The sequence below is a fragment of the Desulfurobacterium indicum genome (assembly GCF_001968985.1).
GTDB classification, from domain to species: domain Bacteria; phylum Aquificota; class Aquificia; order Desulfurobacteriales; family Desulfurobacteriaceae; genus Desulfurobacterium_A; species Desulfurobacterium_A indicum.
Genome location: NZ_MOEN01000012.1, coordinates 1 through 13,316 on the forward strand (window position 1 = coordinate 1; position 13,316 = coordinate 13,316).

The window sequence follows — 13,316 nt, forward strand, 5'->3', positions numbered from 1 at the left end:
TGAGGCTAAGGAAGAACTTCAGGATATGTTCTCCAGGAGGTACTCCTAATGGTTTACACAAAATTATTGACACAACCGCTGCAGCGGGTTTAACACGCAGGGATAGAGTAAATAGCTGGTATTATGTTCATCATAGAGCTCCAAATCGTCCCTACGTTCCAAGGGGATGTGGTAGATGTCACGGACGATTTGGAGGTATAGGTCCTCAGTCTTGCATAAAATGCCATTTTCATGGAGGAGATGATAGGATTTTAGGATCTTATGCTACTTATAAAAGAACATTTTAGTTTTTGTTATCGTTTGTTGCTAACGGTTGTTTTTCAATAACGGTATACTCTTCGGTTAGCCATTTATGAAGATCGGCTAACTTACACTTTTCACTACAGAAAGGACGGAACGGGTTATTCTCCCACTCCGTCTCTTTTCCGCATGTTGGACATTTTATCTTCTTTGATTTCTCTTTCATTAGAATTCGAAAAGCTCCTGGTATTCTTTTCTTCCTATTTCGTAAAGATCGTTGCCGTAAATATCGTTAACCACAAATGCGGGAAAGTCTTCGACGACGAGCTTTCTAACGGCTTCAGGTCCTAAATCTTCGTAGGCTATAACTTCTGCTGACTTTACACACCTTGCGAGGAAAGCTGCAGCTCCTCCTATCGCGCCAAAATAAACTCCTTTGTATTTTTGAATTGCTTCTTTTACAGCTTTGTCTCTTTTTCCTTTACCTATCATGCCTTTGAGTCCCCACGCAAGCATTTTAGGGGCAAAGGGATCCATTCTGTAACTTGTTGTTGGGCCAACAGAACCGATTGGCATTCCGGGTTTTGCAGGCGCAGGTCCTGCGTAGTAGATGATCTGTCCTTTTATGTCAAATGGAGGGTTTTCTCCCCTTTCAACGGCTTCCACTATTCTTTTATGAGCTGCGTCTCTTGCAGTATATATTACTCCTGAAATCAGAACGAAGTCACCGGCTTTTAAGTTCTCTATTACGGAAACGTTAACGATTGGTGCTGTTATCCTTTTAGGTTCCATTGTTGCCTCCATACTTTAAGGTTAAGAAATGGTTTATTAATTATAAGTGACTTAATTATAAACGACGAGTGATTTTAAAGCAAAGTTTATCTGTTATTCTGATAGGTTTAAAATTCATTTCTGGTTATGCTACATTTATACTATGCTTATTAACTGCCGATTCTATATTGTGTTATACTATTTGTAGTTTTTAAATCTCTGTTTATGGTATAATTCCCATCCGCAAATTAAATCCATGTAGAAGAGGCAGTGGATATGGCTGTTTATTATCATGATGTTGTGATTTTAGGAACCGGACTTGCCGGTTTGAGGGCAGCTCTTGAGATTTTAAGGAAGACGGAAGATTCTGTTTCTGTCGGTCTTGTTTCAAAGGTTCAATTAATGAGAGCTCACTCTGTATGTGCAGAAGGTGGAACTGCAGCGGTTCTTTCACCTGAGGATAGCTTTGAAAAGCATGAATATGATACTGTCAAGGGAAGTGATTTTCTTGCCGATCAGGATGCTGTTGAGGTTTTTGTAGAAAATTGTCCGAGAGAGATTTACTTCCTTGATCACCTCGGATGTCCATGGTCAAGAACCAAAGATGGAAAGATAGCCCAGAGGCCTTTCGGGGGACACTCTTATCCGAGGGCGACCTATGCAAGTGATAAAACGGGCTTTTTTGAAATGCAGACGCTTTACGATAATCTTTTGAGATTTTCAAATTATGCTCGTTATGATGAATATTTTATCTATGATATATTTGAGAATAACGGAGCTTATGTTTTAGCTGCTTATAGGTTAAAGACAGGAGAGGTTGATTTTATTGTAGGTAATCAACTTGTCCTTGCCACAGGTGGTTCCGGGTGTATCTACTCCTTTACAACCTATTCAGATAGTTCAACGGGAGATGGTCTTGCCTATGCTTTGAGGATGGGACTTCCTCTTGAAGATATGGAGTTTATACAGTTTCATCCGACAGGTCTTATTCCGTCCGGAATTCTTATGTCCGAAGCAGCAAGGGGTGAAGGCGGTCATCTGCTTAATAAGGATGGTGAAAGATTTATGAAATATTACGCCCCTACTGCTATGGAACTTGCTCCGAGAGATATTGTTTCCCGTTCAATCTTTGAGGAGATTAAAAAGGGAAGAGCTTTTGAAAAGGACGGTTTAAGCTATGTTCTTCTGGATTTGACTCATTTAGGAGAGGAAAAGGTAAAACATAGACTTCATCTTATCAGGGAAGTTTGTATGAAGTTTTTGGGTATTGATCCTGTGAACGAACCTATTCCGATCAGGCCTGCTGCTCACTACTCTATGGGCGGTATAGCTGCCGATGTTTACGGTGTAACAGAAAAACCTGGTGTTTATGCAATAGGTGAGAATGCGAATGCCGGTATTCACGGCTCCAACAGGCTCGGAACCAATTCCACCGCCGAGTGTCTTGTGTGCGGAAGACTTTGCGGTGAGAAAGTGGTTGAAAATCTTAAAGAGTTTTCAGGTAAAAAGGAGCTAAATGAATCTCTTCTCAGAGAGAAGGAGAAGATGCTCTTTTCTCATATAGGTCATGGTTCCAGTGTTTCTGTCTATACACTCAGAAAGAGATTGAAGGAAACGATGGACAGGTTTGTCGGTATTGAGAGAAACCAGGAAGAACTTGAAAAGGCACTTGAAGAGATAAAAAAGGTAAAAAAAGAAGCCAAAAATGTTAAGGTTTCAAACACTTCTAAGGTTTATAATCTTGAGCTTATAAACTATCAAGAACTTTTAAACATGGCTGATGTTGCAGAAGTCATTACACTTTCTGCTTTGAACAGGAAAGAATCAAGGGGCGCTCATTTTAGAACGGACTATCCTTCAAGAGATGATGAAAATTACTTAAAGCATACACTTGTCAGAAAAGATGGTGATGAACTTAAAATCTCTTACAGAGATGTAAGAGTTACAAAATACAAACCAGTGGAAAGGAAGTACTGATATGATGGTGATGGAAGAGAGAATATCAAAAGCGCACAGGATTACAGGTATTTACCTTTTTATCTACATGATTGTGCACGTGCTTTCCAAAGGTCCTGTATGCTTTTTTGCCGACTGGATGGCTGTTTTCGCCTTTGCCTTCCATGCCTTTAACGGTATGAGGCTCATAATTCTCGAGCTTGGCTTTTTAGTGGGGAAACCTGCGTTTATTGAGTATCCGTATTCCCCTGTTTCTATTAAATATTCAAGAATACTCTTTTACATCTTTATGGCTCTTGCTGCTCTGTTCCTTGCAGTTGTTATTATCGGAAAGGGGATGACGTCATGAGAAGTGAAAGACTTTTTTATACTTTATACCTTGTTGCAGCCGTTTTTTTGTTCTTTTTTTTCATAATGCATAACCTTATGATGCATATTAAACCCTTAAAGGAAGCTCTCCATCCGCATACACCTTACTTTATATATGTTCTCGACTTTTCCATACTTGTTATGCTCTATCACGGCCTTTACGGCATAAGATCAATTGTTATTGAGAAGAAAGGATACAGTAAGGGTGTTGACCTTCTGTTTGCCGTTGTTGGTGTTATTCTTGCAGTTGTTCTCATAGCTGCAAAGCATAAGGTTATTTGAGAGGGAGTTTAAGATGGCAGAATATACGTTTACCATTAAAAGATTTGATCCTGTTAAGGATAAAGAGCCTTATGAGAAGGTTTATAAAGTTCCGAAGCTTGCAAGTATTGTAACGATACTTGATGCTCTTAATTACATAAAGGAAAATATCGATTCTTCTCTGTCATACCGTCATTCATGTAGAATGGCTATATGTGGTTCCTGTGCCATAAGAGTTAACGGTAAGCCAGCTCTTGCATGTATAACAAAAATTGTTCATCTCGGAACCGATTTTATAAAGCTTGAGCCTCTTGCAAAATACCCTGTTATTAAAGATCTTGTTGTTGATCTTGAGCCGTTTTTTGAGAAGCACAAATCTGTAAAGCCATTCCTCATAAATAAAAAAGAAAGCATTTTTGATATTGAACCTGATTCAGAGCTAAAGCAGGCGCCGGAAGATCTGGAACTTTACCTTCAGTTTGCTTACTGTATTAAATGTGGAAGTTGCTACAGTGTTTGCATGGGAACTCCCGATCTTTCAAAAGGTTTTAAGGAAGGTTTTATAGGACCTCAAGCTCTTGCTCAGGCTTACAGATACTCTTTTGACTCAAGGGACGAAGGATTTGAAGACAGACTTGATACTGTTGCTTCTCCTGAGGGTGTTTTTAGATGTCACTTTGCCGCCAGCTGCTCTGCCGTATGCGGTAAAGGTTGTGATCCCGCTTTGGCCCTTCAGCTTTTGAGAAGAGCAGTTATTTTCGGAAAGAAACATTAATTAATCGCCTTTTCGGGATTATATTTAGTGATATGTTACAGCGAATTTTTCCAGCTATTGCTTTTAAAGGAATTGAAAGATGAAGAGGCGTGATTTCTTAAAAGTTATAACATTAGGAGGGATTTTTTCCCTTCCGTCTTTTGATGTTGCGGATGCGAGAAGGTATATTCCGTATATCAAAAGAGTAAGGCACTCTTCATCTTCAAAGCGTGTCAGAATTGTTCTTGATTTAAGTGGTAGAGTTGATAAAAAAGGTATTTCCGATTATATAAAACATAATTATCTGGTTTTTATAGTTAAAGGATTGAGAACAAACAGAAAAAGATACAGGCTACACAGTGAATTTGCCAGGTATGTGGAGCTTATTCCTTTAACGAGAACAAAAACAAAGGTAAGAATAAAACTTGATGTTCCTCATAAATACAAGATATTTGCTTTAAAAGCCAGGCATCATAAACCTTTCCGTCTGGTTATTGATATTTTCCCGGATTTTGTTACTTCAGGTTGTAAACCGAGATTCGGAAAACGGATAGTTGTCATTGATCCCGGTCATGGTGGAAAAGATCCCGGTGCAATATGGCCTATCCACTGGAGGCATCCAAAGTATAAAGAGAAATACATTACTCTTGCTATTGCCAGGAAGGTAAAACGTATTCTCGAAACAGATCCAAACATTACGGTAATAATGACAAGAAACAGAGATGTTTACGTTCCGCTTTTAAAGAGGGCTGAAATAGCAGCGAAAGCGTGTGCGGATGCTTTTGTAAGTATTCATGCTGACTCTATGCCGAACCATCCTAACTGGAGTGGTGTTACTGTTTTTAAAGCATCACCGACTCTTTTTGCCAAGGCACAGGATACTGCCGAGGAGATAGCGAAAAACGTTAAGTTATGTTCGGATACTATGTGCTGGAGCATAACACCTGTGATTGTTTCTCTGTCAAGCACTGTTACTTTTGTCGAAAGTAAGCGTCTTGCTGAATCTATAGTTAAAAGATTAAAGGCGAATACAAACGAGAATCTTGTTAAAGGAATTAAAGATATGCGAAGAAACATTCTTGTTCTCAAGACGCCGGGTCGTCCGGCTGTTCTTATAGAAACAGGATTTATGACCAACAGAAAGGATAGACACAGACTGGTTCAGAGTAAATATCAATGGGAGATAGCCCGCGGGATAGCTGAAGGAATAAAAGATTATCTTCACTCTCTTGACAAGGTTGCGATGTATTAATCCTGTTTTTCAATAATCAGTAATCCGTCTCCTATGGGAATAATTGATGTAGTAATTCCGGGGTAAGTTTTTACATGAGAGAGGAACATTTTTAAAAGCTTTATGCTTTTCCTGTATTTAGGCGGATGGTTGTTGCAAACGTAGCCTCTGAATAAAACATTGTCAAATATTGCAATACCTCCCGGCTTTAACAAAGCTTGAATCTTATAATTCATAAAAATGTATTCTGACTTCATAGAGTCAACAAATATCATATCAAAGGTAGCTCCTTTGGACAGTAGTTCCCTTACGATATTAAAAGAGTCATCAAAAATTAGATTTACGGAGAAGCCGGCACGTTTTATAAATTCTCTGGCGACTTTTATTCTTTCTATATTGAAATCCACTGATGTAACGTGGCACTTTCCTTCTAAGGCAAAAAGCATGGAAAGTGTGCTGTATCCTATTCCTGTGCCTATTTCAAGGATATTTACAGGTTTTTTACTCCTGCAGATTATCTGAAGAAATCTGGCGGCTGATGGTAAAAGTATCGGAACTTTATTTTCAGATGCGTATTGTTCCATCTCTTTTAAGAGATGCTCTCTTTCGTTGAATTTGCTGGTAAAATCTTCTATGTCAGGTGGAATAATTTCACTGCGGTTCTGCCATCTCTCTTTTAGATAGGAGGTTTCGTGATTTTTTTCATCTCTGATACTCATTTTTACCACCGAAGCATAATAAATTTAAGTGCGTTTCGCTTTGAAGGTTTTGAAAACAGGATTCTTGAAAACCTGGAGAGAATTTTAACAGAAAAAGACATCCTTTACCATTTGGGGGATTTTACCTGGCACGGCAAAGATGGAGATGGTTTTTTGAAAAGATGGCAGGCTCTTCCTTGCAGGAAAGTTCTGGTGAAAGGAAATCACGATGAGATTCCTGCGGAAATTCTTCCTCGGTATTTTGATGAAATAGTGCCGTTTTTCAAACTTCTTGATTTTAGAGGGAAAAGGTTTTTCCTTTCTCACTATCCTGCACTTGATCTGCGGAAGAAAGAGAGATACAGAGACAGAATAGCTCGTGTTAGATGGCTGTTCAATTTTTATAGATGTGATTATCTTATTCACGGTCATGTTCACAGAAACATAGAGGGAGTACACTGCGGTTGTTTTATATGCGGAATAAAGTGTTTAAATGTTAATGTTGAATTTACGGGATATCGTCCCGTGCCGATAGAGGAGGTGATTAAGATTGGTTGATGTTTCAATTTTAAGATTAAGAGATTGTTTGTTAAATACTGTCAGACAGATTTTCAGGAAAAATGGGTTTATGGAAGTGGAAACTCCCGTTCTTGTTCCTTATGAAAATCCTGATGATAATGTTGATAATGTTGAATCTTATTTCAGAGAATTTTCTGGAAAGAAGTATCAGTTTTTTCTTCACACATCACCTGAATTTTTTATGAAAAGGTTGATATGGCACGGAGCAGATAGAATTTTTCAGATTTGCAAGGTCTTCAGAGATGGAGAGATAGGTTTCCTTCATAACGTGGAATTTACAATGGTTGAGTGGTATAGAAAGGGGGGTAGTTATTACGACGGAATGAGAGAAACTGAAGAGATAGTAAGAAAAGCCTATGAGAATGCTAAAGAAATTGGTTTTAAGCCTGATTTTTCACCTGTTTTTGAAAAAATTACAGTAGAAGAGGCGTTCAGAGAATTTGCGGGGATTGATGTCTTTGATGAAAACGAAGTGATAGCAAAGACGAAGTTTGACAATTATGAAGATGCTTTTTTCTATTTACTTGTAGATAAAGTTGAAAAAGGACTTTTGAAAATAGACAGTCCTGTTTTTCTCTATGATTACCCCGAGAAATTTTCTGCCATGGCGAAGATAGAAAATGGAAAAGCAGAGAGATTTGAACTTTACATAGGTGGTGTTGAGATTGCCAACGGGTATTCTGAGCTTACAGATTACGAATCATATATTAAGAAGTTTTTAAAGAAAGGAGGTAGAGCGGTAGATAAGGGTTTCCTTAAACTTTTGAAGGAAAAGCCTTTGCCTAAGTGTGAGGGAGTTGCTCTCGGATTTGATAGACTTTTAATGAAAGTTGCAGGGAAAGAAAGCATAAGACAGGTAATACCATTTACGGTAGAGGAACTTGTCAGGGAGGTGTCTTTTGGAAAAGCTGATTGAGAAAGCTTCTGTTTTACTTGAAGCTCTTCCTTATATTAAACGTTTTTATGGCAAAACCGTTGTTATAAAGTATGGTGGTAATGCGATGATTAAGGAAGAGCTTAAGAGGAGTTTTGCTAAAGATATTGTTCTATTAAAGTATATAGGGATAAATCCCGTTATCGTTCACGGAGGTGGGCCTCAAATAGGAGAATTTTTGAAAAGGCTAAACATTGAAACCCGTTTTGTCGGTGGAATGAGGGTTACCGATAGGGAAACCATGAATATCGTTGAAATGGTATTGGTCGGGAAGGTTAATAAGGAGATAGTGAAGCTTATAAATTCTCACGGTGGAAATGCAGTTGGACTTTCAGGAAAAGACGGTAATTTCATTGTTGCAAGAAAGATGGATTCAAAAAAATATCTTTCAGAAATAAAGTCCTCAGAGGTTGCGGATCTGGGGTTTGTTGGAGAGGTTGAAAAGGTTAATCCTGAGATAGTTTTAAAACTACTTGAGTCAAAGTTTATTCCTGTCATAGCTCCTGTCGGTGTTGGAAAAGATTTTGAGGTTTATAATATAAATGCTGATATTGTTGCCGGTGAAGTTGCTGCTGCCCTTAAGGCAGAAAAGTTAATAATGCTCACTGATATAGAAGGTATAAAAGATAAGAAAGGTAATTTGATTTCCACACTTTCCAAAGATGAAATACCGACATTGATAAATGACGGAACAATTTCAGGTGGAATGATTCCAAAAGTTAAAGCGTGCCAGATTGCATTATCGGCAGGAGTTAAAAAGGCTCACATAATAGACGGAAGGATTCTTCATGCGGTTTTGCTTGAGATATTTACGAGAGAGGGAATAGGAACGGAAATTTCATAGGGGGGCTTATGATAGCGTCTGTCTGTCCCAATCCATGTCTTGATGTTTATTACTACACAACTGTTCTGATGGAAGATGACACAAACAGGGTAGAAAATCCCTATTTAAGTCCTGGGGGTAAGGGGCTTAATGCTGCGAGGGTTATCAGCAGGCTCGGGATATCTCCTCATCTGATTACGACTATAGGTGGTTGCACAGGTGAATGTGTTATGAGGGGATTGGAGAGAGAGTCTGTTCCTTTCGAATACGTTAAGATAAAAGGTGAAACGCGGGTAAATACGATACTTGAACAAAAGGGAAAGAAAAGCCATGTTTTAATAGCCTGTAGAGGACCTATTTTGGATGAGAGGGAAGTGAAAGAACTGGAAGAGAGGATATGTAGCCATTCACCTGATTTTCTCATTCTGGGAGGGAGTGTTCCACCGGGGCTTCCTAATGACTTTTATGCAAAGATTATAAAATATTTTAAAAATAGAGGGTGTAGTGTCCTTGTCGATGCAGATGGAGAACTTTTAAGAAAAGCTATATCGGCTTCTCCTTTTGCCATAAAACCTAACAGGCATGAACTTGAACGGCTTGTAGGAAGACCTCTGTTTGATTTTAACGATATCGTAGAAGCTTGTAGAGAAGTTGTAAATAGCGGAGTGCAGATTGTTATTACCTCTCTTGGTAGATATGGAGCTGTTGCCGTAACAGAGGAAAAAGTTATAAGGGTTGTTCCTCCTGATGTTAAAGTTATTAATACTGTTGGTGCCGGTGATTCGGTTGTTGGCGGTTTTATCTACGCTCTTGATAAGGGAGAAACTCTGGCGGAGGCTGTGGCATTTGCGGTTTCCTGCGGAACGGCTACGGTGATGATGGAAGGTCCAAAATTGTGCAAACCTGATGATGTTTATGATGTCTATGAGAGAGTGGCTATTTTTTATCTGGAATAGTGGCGGGCCCGGGAGGATTCGAACCTCCGACCTACGGATTAGAAGTCCGTTGCTCTATCCAGCTGAGCTACGGGCCCCGGTAGAAGGGATGGTCGGGGCAGCCCGATTTGAACGGGCGGCCTCGTGCTCCCAAGGCACGCGCTCTAACCAAGCTGAGCTATGCCCCGAATTGACAGAGGTAAATATAGGAAATGTTCTTTCTGTTGGCAAGTCTAACAAGTCTAATTAGCTTGGAAAAATTCTCTTTCTTCACTATCTCTTTCTGATAAATGATAAACTTTCTTTATAAACTTGTAGGAGGTTGTTTATGGGAGCTGCTTTTATCTTTCCCGGACAGGGTTCTCAGTATGTTGGAATGGGAAAAGAGATCTATGATGCCTTTCCTGAAGCACGTGAAGTTTTTGAAATGGCGTCAGAAGGGGCGAAAATGGATATTGCAAAACTTTGTTTTGAATCTTCGGAAAGTGAACTGACACTTACATACAACGCTCAGCCTGCAATTTTAACCGTGAGTATGGCTGTTCTTACTGTTTTGAGGAAAAACGGATTTTCTGTAAAGCCTGAGCTTGTTGCAGGCCATTCTTTAGGTGAATTTTCTGCATGCTGTGCCGCAGATGGTTTTTCAGTTTCTGACGGAGCTTATCTTGTCAGGAAAAGGGGAGAGTTCATGCAGGAAGCTGTGCCGGAAGGAATGGGCGGCATGACTGCTGTTATTGGTCTTCCTGCTGATAAAATAGAGGAGATTTTAAAAACGGTAATTTCAGGTTTTGTTCAGATTGCGAACTATAACAGCCCTGAGCAAACGGTTATTTCCGGAGATATAAAAGCTCTTGAAGAAGCTGAGAAAAAGCTTGAAGAAACTGGAGCTAAAAGAATAGTGAGGCTTGCAGTTTCTGCTCCTTTCCACTCTGAACTTATGAAACCTGCTGCTGAAAGGTTGAAGGAAGAGATGGAAAAGATAGCTTTTAATATGCTTTCTGTTCCTCTTCTCAACAACGCTGATGTGAGTGAGTTGAAGCAACCTGATGAGGTGAAAAATTCTTTTTACAGGCAGATGTTCTCTCCTGTTAGATGGGTTGAAGATGTTAGCTATATGGAATCTAAAGGTATAGATTTGTGTTATGAGATAGGTCCAAAAAATGTTTTGAAAGGTTTGATAAGGCGAATAACAAGGAATATAAAAGTTGTTAGTGTTGAAAAGCCAAAGGATATTGAGAAATTGCTTGAAGGGTAGGATATGAAGCTAAATTTGACAGAAAAAGACGCATTGATTGTTGTTGATGTTCAAAAAGATTTCTGTCCGGGCGGTGCTCTGCCCGTTCCTTTTGGTGATAAAGTGGTAGAACCGTTGAATTTTTACATAAAGGTTTTTTCATCGTCAGGTCTTCCGATATTTGCTACGAGAGACTGGCATCCAGAGAATCACATCTCTTTCAAAAAAAACGGCGGTTTGTGGCCTGTTCATTGTCTTCAAAATAGTGAAGGTGCTGAGTTTCACGATAATCTCAGGTTACCTCCAGATACTTTCATAATAAACAAGGGGGACAGGCCTGAGCTTGAAGCCTATTCAGGTTTTCAGGGAACATTACTCGAATTTCTTTTAAAAGAGAGGGGAATAAGAAGAATTTTTGTTGGAGGTCTTGCAACTGATTATTGCGTAAAGCATACCGTCATTGGCGGGTTAAATCTTGGTTATCAGGTATTTCTTTTGTCAGATGCCGTTGCAGCTGTTAATATTAATCCTCAAGACGGTGAAGCAGCAGTTTTGGAAATGCTCGATAGAGGTGCTGTTAGTATTGTTCTGGAGGATATATATGTTTGATTATTCTATGGATAGGCTCGATAAAGATAGGATTAAAAAAGCCGCATTGGACTATTTGTTGAGTATGGAGTTTGACAGAGATACTGCTGAAATGATAGCAAATACAGGTGTTGAGAATTTGAAAGAGAATATAGAGGAATTAATTCAAACCTTAAACGGAGGAGATTTTCAGAAGGCTGCAGATGTGGCTCATACTATAAAAGGAATACTGTGGAATATGGGTTTGCAGGAAGAGGGAAGTCTGTTTAAAAAAGTGCAGCTTGCACTTCTTGATGGTGCACCTGAAGATATTTTGAAAGGTTCCCTTGTGAAAGCTCTTAATTCAATATCTAAGTAATTATTGGCGGTGGTCTGAAATCTATGTGGTCGTTTAATAGGGGATTTTCTACTATATTTTCGGCAGGGGGGTTCTCTTTTATCTTTAGAACTTCTTCTTTTGAAGATAGGAAGGCATTCACTACTTGAGGATCAAATTTTTTTCCGGCGTTTTCTCTTATGAAGTTAAAGACAGAGTGTATATCCCATCCCTTTTTGTAAGGTCTTGCTTCGCCAAGAGCGTCAAATACGTCTGCTACAGATACAATTCTGGCTTCGACGGGAATAGCTTTCCCTTTTAATTTGTAAGGATATCCGCTTCCGTCCCAGTTTTCGTGATGATAGAGAGCAATTCTTGCTGCCATTTTGAGAACTTTTACCTTGCTATTTGCAAGAAGCCTGTATCCGTAAATGGTGTGTTTTTTCATTATTTCCATCTCTTCCGGTGTTAATTTGCCCTTTTTCTTTAAAATAGAGTCAGGTATGGCAATTTTACCTATGTCGTGAAGAGGGGCTGCAAGATATATGTTTTCGCAAAAGGTATCGCTGTAACCGAGTTTTTGTGCTATTAGTTGGGAATATAATGCGACTCTTTCAATGTGATGACCGGTCATTTCATCTCTAAATTCTGCAGCCATCGAGAGTCTCAGGATGATTTCTCTGTCTCTCATTTTTATTTCTTTCAAAGAGCGGTCAATTTCATATTTGAGAAGTTGTGCTTTGTTTTTAATTAGTTTTTCTTTAAGACGAAGTCTTAAAAGGTTTCTGACTTTTGGAATAAATTCCAGTTTATCTAAAGGTTTTGTTAAAAAGTCGGTTGCTCCGAGAGCAAGCGCTTCTCTTTTTATGTTTCTTGCGTGTTCTGCCGTTACCATTATAAAAATTACCGATTCTTTGTCGGGAAGTTGCCTTACTTCCTTTAGAAGCTCTATACCGTTCATATCCGGCATTATGTAATCAGAAATTATCATGTCAACGTTGTTCTCTTCTATGTAGTCGAGGGCATCTTCTGAGCTGCGAAACGTCTTTGTTTCTATAGGCATAGGGAATTCGATGCTTTTTATCATTTCTTCCATAAAAAAGAGGAAGAAAGGTTGGTCATCTATTAGAACTATTGTCATTGTTTCCATTTGTTTCTTCCTCGACTTTCACTTTAAAAAACTTTTTGATTTGAATAACGGTAAGTCCTGCCTCTTTGGCTATCTCTTTTGCCAGCCAGTCCGGGTAGCCTTCAACGTATATAATCTTTTTGATACCTGCGTTTATAAGCATTTTTGTGCAAAGACTACACGGACAGTGTGTGCAGTAAAGAACAGCTCCTTTCGTTGATACTCCGTGTAAAGCTGCCTGTATTATTGCGTTCTGTTCCGCATGTAGTCCTCTGCACAGTTCGTGTCTTTCGCCGCTCGGAACGTTCAGTTTTTCCCTTAAACAACCCACTTCGTCAGGATGTTTTAATCCCGATGGAGCTCCATTGTAACCTGTGGCAATTATCCTTTTGTCTTTCACAAGAACCGCTCCGACTTTTCTTCTTAAACAGGTGGAACGGCTGGATACCATGTATGCTATTGATAAGAAGTAGTCGTCCCATGAAGGCCGATTCATCG

General features: G+C 39.2%; 18 protein-coding genes and 2 tRNA genes. 13 read left to right on the forward strand and 7 right to left on the reverse strand.

Features of this window, described 5'->3' with window-relative positions:
* Positions 1–287: RidA family protein (locus tag BLW93_RS08810; RefSeq protein ID WP_216818661.1), on the forward strand; the 287-nt coding region annotated here is incomplete at its 5' end.
* Here the strand turns inward: BLW93_RS08810 and BLW93_RS04155 are convergent.
* Positions 284–466, reverse strand: coding sequence for a DNA gyrase inhibitor YacG (locus BLW93_RS04155; protein WP_076712851.1), 183 nt, complete (start codon positions 464–466; stop codon positions 284–286). The two genes, BLW93_RS08810 and BLW93_RS04155, sit on opposite strands and share 4 nt — an antisense overlap.
* Positions 466–1,032 carry a Fe-S-containing hydro-lyase gene (locus BLW93_RS04160; RefSeq protein ID WP_144444004.1) on the reverse strand — a complete coding sequence of 189 codons (567 nt, stop codon included), beginning with the start codon at positions 1,030–1,032 and terminating at the stop codon, positions 466–468. The genes BLW93_RS04155 and BLW93_RS04160 overlap by 1 nt, the downstream gene beginning before the upstream one ends.
* A gap of 255 nt (positions 1,033–1,287) precedes the next feature.
* On the opposite strand from BLW93_RS04160, the gene BLW93_RS04165 reads away from it, so the two are divergent.
* From BLW93_RS04165 to BLW93_RS04185, 5 genes are all read left to right on the forward strand, one after another.
* On the forward strand, positions 1,288–2,988 hold the full coding sequence (locus tag BLW93_RS04165; protein ID WP_076712853.1) for an FAD-binding protein: 1,701 nt from the start codon (positions 1,288–1,290) through the stop codon (positions 2,986–2,988).
* A 1-nt stretch (position 2,989) separates the two neighbouring features.
* A complete protein-coding gene (locus BLW93_RS04170; protein ID WP_076712854.1) occupies positions 2,990–3,316 on the forward strand; it encodes a succinate dehydrogenase/fumarate reductase transmembrane subunit in 327 nt (108 codons plus the stop codon).
* Positions 3,313–3,618 (forward strand): hypothetical protein, encoded by a 306-nt coding sequence (locus tag BLW93_RS04175; protein ID WP_076712855.1) that lies wholly within the window; start codon positions 3,313–3,315, stop codon positions 3,616–3,618. The genes BLW93_RS04170 and BLW93_RS04175 overlap by 4 nt, the downstream gene beginning before the upstream one ends.
* 13 nt (positions 3,619–3,631) lie before the next feature.
* Positions 3,632–4,372 carry a succinate dehydrogenase iron-sulfur subunit gene (locus BLW93_RS04180; RefSeq protein ID WP_076712856.1) on the forward strand — a complete coding sequence of 247 codons (741 nt, stop codon included), beginning with the start codon at positions 3,632–3,634 and terminating at the stop codon, positions 4,370–4,372.
* A 79-nt stretch (positions 4,373–4,451) separates the two neighbouring features.
* Positions 4,452–5,603, forward strand: a complete 1,152-nt coding sequence (locus BLW93_RS04185) for an N-acetylmuramoyl-L-alanine amidase family protein (protein WP_076712857.1) — start codon at positions 4,452–4,454, stop codon at positions 5,601–5,603.
* Here BLW93_RS04185 and BLW93_RS04190 read toward each other — a convergent pair.
* The gene (locus BLW93_RS04190) at positions 5,600–6,301 is read right to left on the reverse strand and encodes an O-methyltransferase (RefSeq protein WP_076712858.1); all 702 of its coding nucleotides are present in this window, start codon (positions 6,299–6,301) and stop codon (positions 5,600–5,602) included. The two genes, BLW93_RS04185 and BLW93_RS04190, sit on opposite strands and share 4 nt — an antisense overlap.
* On the opposite strand from BLW93_RS04190, the gene BLW93_RS04195 reads away from it, so the two are divergent.
* From BLW93_RS04195 to BLW93_RS04210, 4 genes are read left to right on the forward strand one after another with little or no spacing between them, the layout of a single operon-like run.
* Positions 6,275–6,838 (forward strand): metallophosphoesterase, encoded by a 564-nt coding sequence (locus tag BLW93_RS04195; RefSeq protein WP_076712859.1) that lies wholly within the window; start codon positions 6,275–6,277, stop codon positions 6,836–6,838. The two genes, BLW93_RS04190 and BLW93_RS04195, sit on opposite strands and share 27 nt — an antisense overlap.
* On the forward strand, positions 6,831–7,775 hold the full coding sequence (locus tag BLW93_RS04200) for an amino acid--tRNA ligase-related protein (protein WP_076712860.1): 945 nt from the start codon (positions 6,831–6,833) through the stop codon (positions 7,773–7,775). Before BLW93_RS04195 ends, BLW93_RS04200 begins: the two co-directional genes overlap by 8 nt.
* Positions 7,759–8,637, forward strand: coding sequence for an acetylglutamate kinase (gene argB / locus BLW93_RS04205; RefSeq protein ID WP_076712861.1), 879 nt, complete (start codon positions 7,759–7,761; stop codon positions 8,635–8,637). Before BLW93_RS04200 ends, argB begins: the two co-directional genes overlap by 17 nt.
* Positions 8,638–8,645: 8 nt before the next feature.
* The gene (locus BLW93_RS04210) at positions 8,646–9,572 is read left to right on the forward strand and encodes a 1-phosphofructokinase family hexose kinase (protein WP_076712862.1); all 927 of its coding nucleotides are present in this window, start codon (positions 8,646–8,648) and stop codon (positions 9,570–9,572) included.
* On the opposite strand, the gene BLW93_RS04215 is transcribed toward BLW93_RS04210, so the two are convergent.
* Both BLW93_RS04215 and BLW93_RS04220 read right to left on the reverse strand, forming a co-directional pair.
* Positions 9,573–9,649: transfer RNA gene (locus BLW93_RS04215), tRNA-Arg, on the reverse strand.
* 12 nt (positions 9,650–9,661) lie between these two features.
* Positions 9,662–9,739, reverse strand: a tRNA-Pro gene (locus tag BLW93_RS04220).
* Positions 9,740–9,879: 140 nt separating this feature from the next.
* Between BLW93_RS04220 and fabD the strand changes: the two genes are divergently transcribed.
* From fabD to BLW93_RS04235, 3 genes are read left to right on the forward strand one after another with little or no spacing between them, the layout of a single operon-like run.
* The gene (fabD, locus tag BLW93_RS04225) at positions 9,880–10,806 is read left to right on the forward strand and encodes an ACP S-malonyltransferase (protein WP_076712863.1); all 927 of its coding nucleotides are present in this window, start codon (positions 9,880–9,882) and stop codon (positions 10,804–10,806) included.
* Between the two features lie 3 nt (positions 10,807–10,809).
* Positions 10,810–11,394 carry a nicotinamidase gene (locus BLW93_RS04230; protein WP_076712864.1) on the forward strand — a complete coding sequence of 195 codons (585 nt, stop codon included), beginning with the start codon at positions 10,810–10,812 and terminating at the stop codon, positions 11,392–11,394.
* The gene (locus BLW93_RS04235; RefSeq protein ID WP_076712865.1) at positions 11,387–11,731 is read left to right on the forward strand and encodes an Hpt domain-containing protein; all 345 of its coding nucleotides are present in this window, start codon (positions 11,387–11,389) and stop codon (positions 11,729–11,731) included. Before BLW93_RS04230 ends, BLW93_RS04235 begins: the two co-directional genes overlap by 8 nt.
* Here BLW93_RS04235 and BLW93_RS04240 read toward each other — a convergent pair.
* Entirely contained in the window at positions 11,724–12,839 is a 1,116-nt protein-coding gene (locus BLW93_RS04240; protein ID WP_076712866.1) for an HD domain-containing phosphohydrolase, read from the reverse strand. The two genes, BLW93_RS04235 and BLW93_RS04240, sit on opposite strands and share 8 nt — an antisense overlap.
* The gene (locus BLW93_RS04245; protein WP_076712867.1) at positions 12,808–13,314 is read right to left on the reverse strand and encodes a deoxycytidylate deaminase; all 507 of its coding nucleotides are present in this window, start codon (positions 13,312–13,314) and stop codon (positions 12,808–12,810) included. The genes BLW93_RS04240 and BLW93_RS04245 overlap by 32 nt, the downstream gene beginning before the upstream one ends.
* Positions 13,315–13,316 lie beyond the last annotated feature (2 nt).

Excerpts from the sequence above, each read along its gene's own strand:
- BLW93_RS04155 (WP_076712851.1), bottom strand. The coding sequence starts at position 466 with ATGAAAGAGAAATCAAAGAAGATAAAATGTCCAACATGCGGAAAAGAG.
- BLW93_RS04160 (WP_144444004.1), bottom strand. The coding sequence starts at position 1,032 with ATGGAACCTAAAAGGATAACAGCACCAATCGTTAACGTTTCCGTAATA.
- BLW93_RS04165 (WP_076712853.1), top strand. The coding sequence starts at position 1,288 with ATGGCTGTTTATTATCATGATGTTGTGATTTTAGGAACCGGACTTGCC.
- BLW93_RS04170 (WP_076712854.1), top strand. The coding sequence starts at position 2,990 with ATGATGGTGATGGAAGAGAGAATATCAAAAGCGCACAGGATTACAGGT.
- BLW93_RS04175 (WP_076712855.1), top strand. The coding sequence starts at position 3,313 with ATGAGAAGTGAAAGACTTTTTTATACTTTATACCTTGTTGCAGCCGTT.
- BLW93_RS04180 (WP_076712856.1), top strand. The coding sequence starts at position 3,632 with ATGGCAGAATATACGTTTACCATTAAAAGATTTGATCCTGTTAAGGAT.
- BLW93_RS04185 (WP_076712857.1), top strand. The coding sequence starts at position 4,452 with ATGAAGAGGCGTGATTTCTTAAAAGTTATAACATTAGGAGGGATTTTT.
- BLW93_RS04190 (WP_076712858.1), bottom strand. The coding sequence starts at position 6,301 with ATGAGTATCAGAGATGAAAAAAATCACGAAACCTCCTATCTAAAAGAG.
- BLW93_RS04210 (WP_076712862.1), top strand. The coding sequence starts at position 8,646 with ATGATAGCGTCTGTCTGTCCCAATCCATGTCTTGATGTTTATTACTAC.
- fabD (WP_076712863.1), top strand. The coding sequence starts at position 9,880 with ATGGGAGCTGCTTTTATCTTTCCCGGACAGGGTTCTCAGTATGTTGGA.
- BLW93_RS04230 (WP_076712864.1), top strand. The coding sequence starts at position 10,810 with ATGAAGCTAAATTTGACAGAAAAAGACGCATTGATTGTTGTTGATGTT.
- BLW93_RS04235 (WP_076712865.1), top strand. The coding sequence starts at position 11,387 with ATGTTTGATTATTCTATGGATAGGCTCGATAAAGATAGGATTAAAAAA.
- BLW93_RS04240 (WP_076712866.1), bottom strand. The coding sequence starts at position 12,839 with ATGGAAACAATGACAATAGTTCTAATAGATGACCAACCTTTCTTCCTC.
- BLW93_RS04245 (WP_076712867.1), bottom strand. The coding sequence starts at position 13,314 with ATGAATCGGCCTTCATGGGACGACTACTTCTTATCAATAGCATACATG.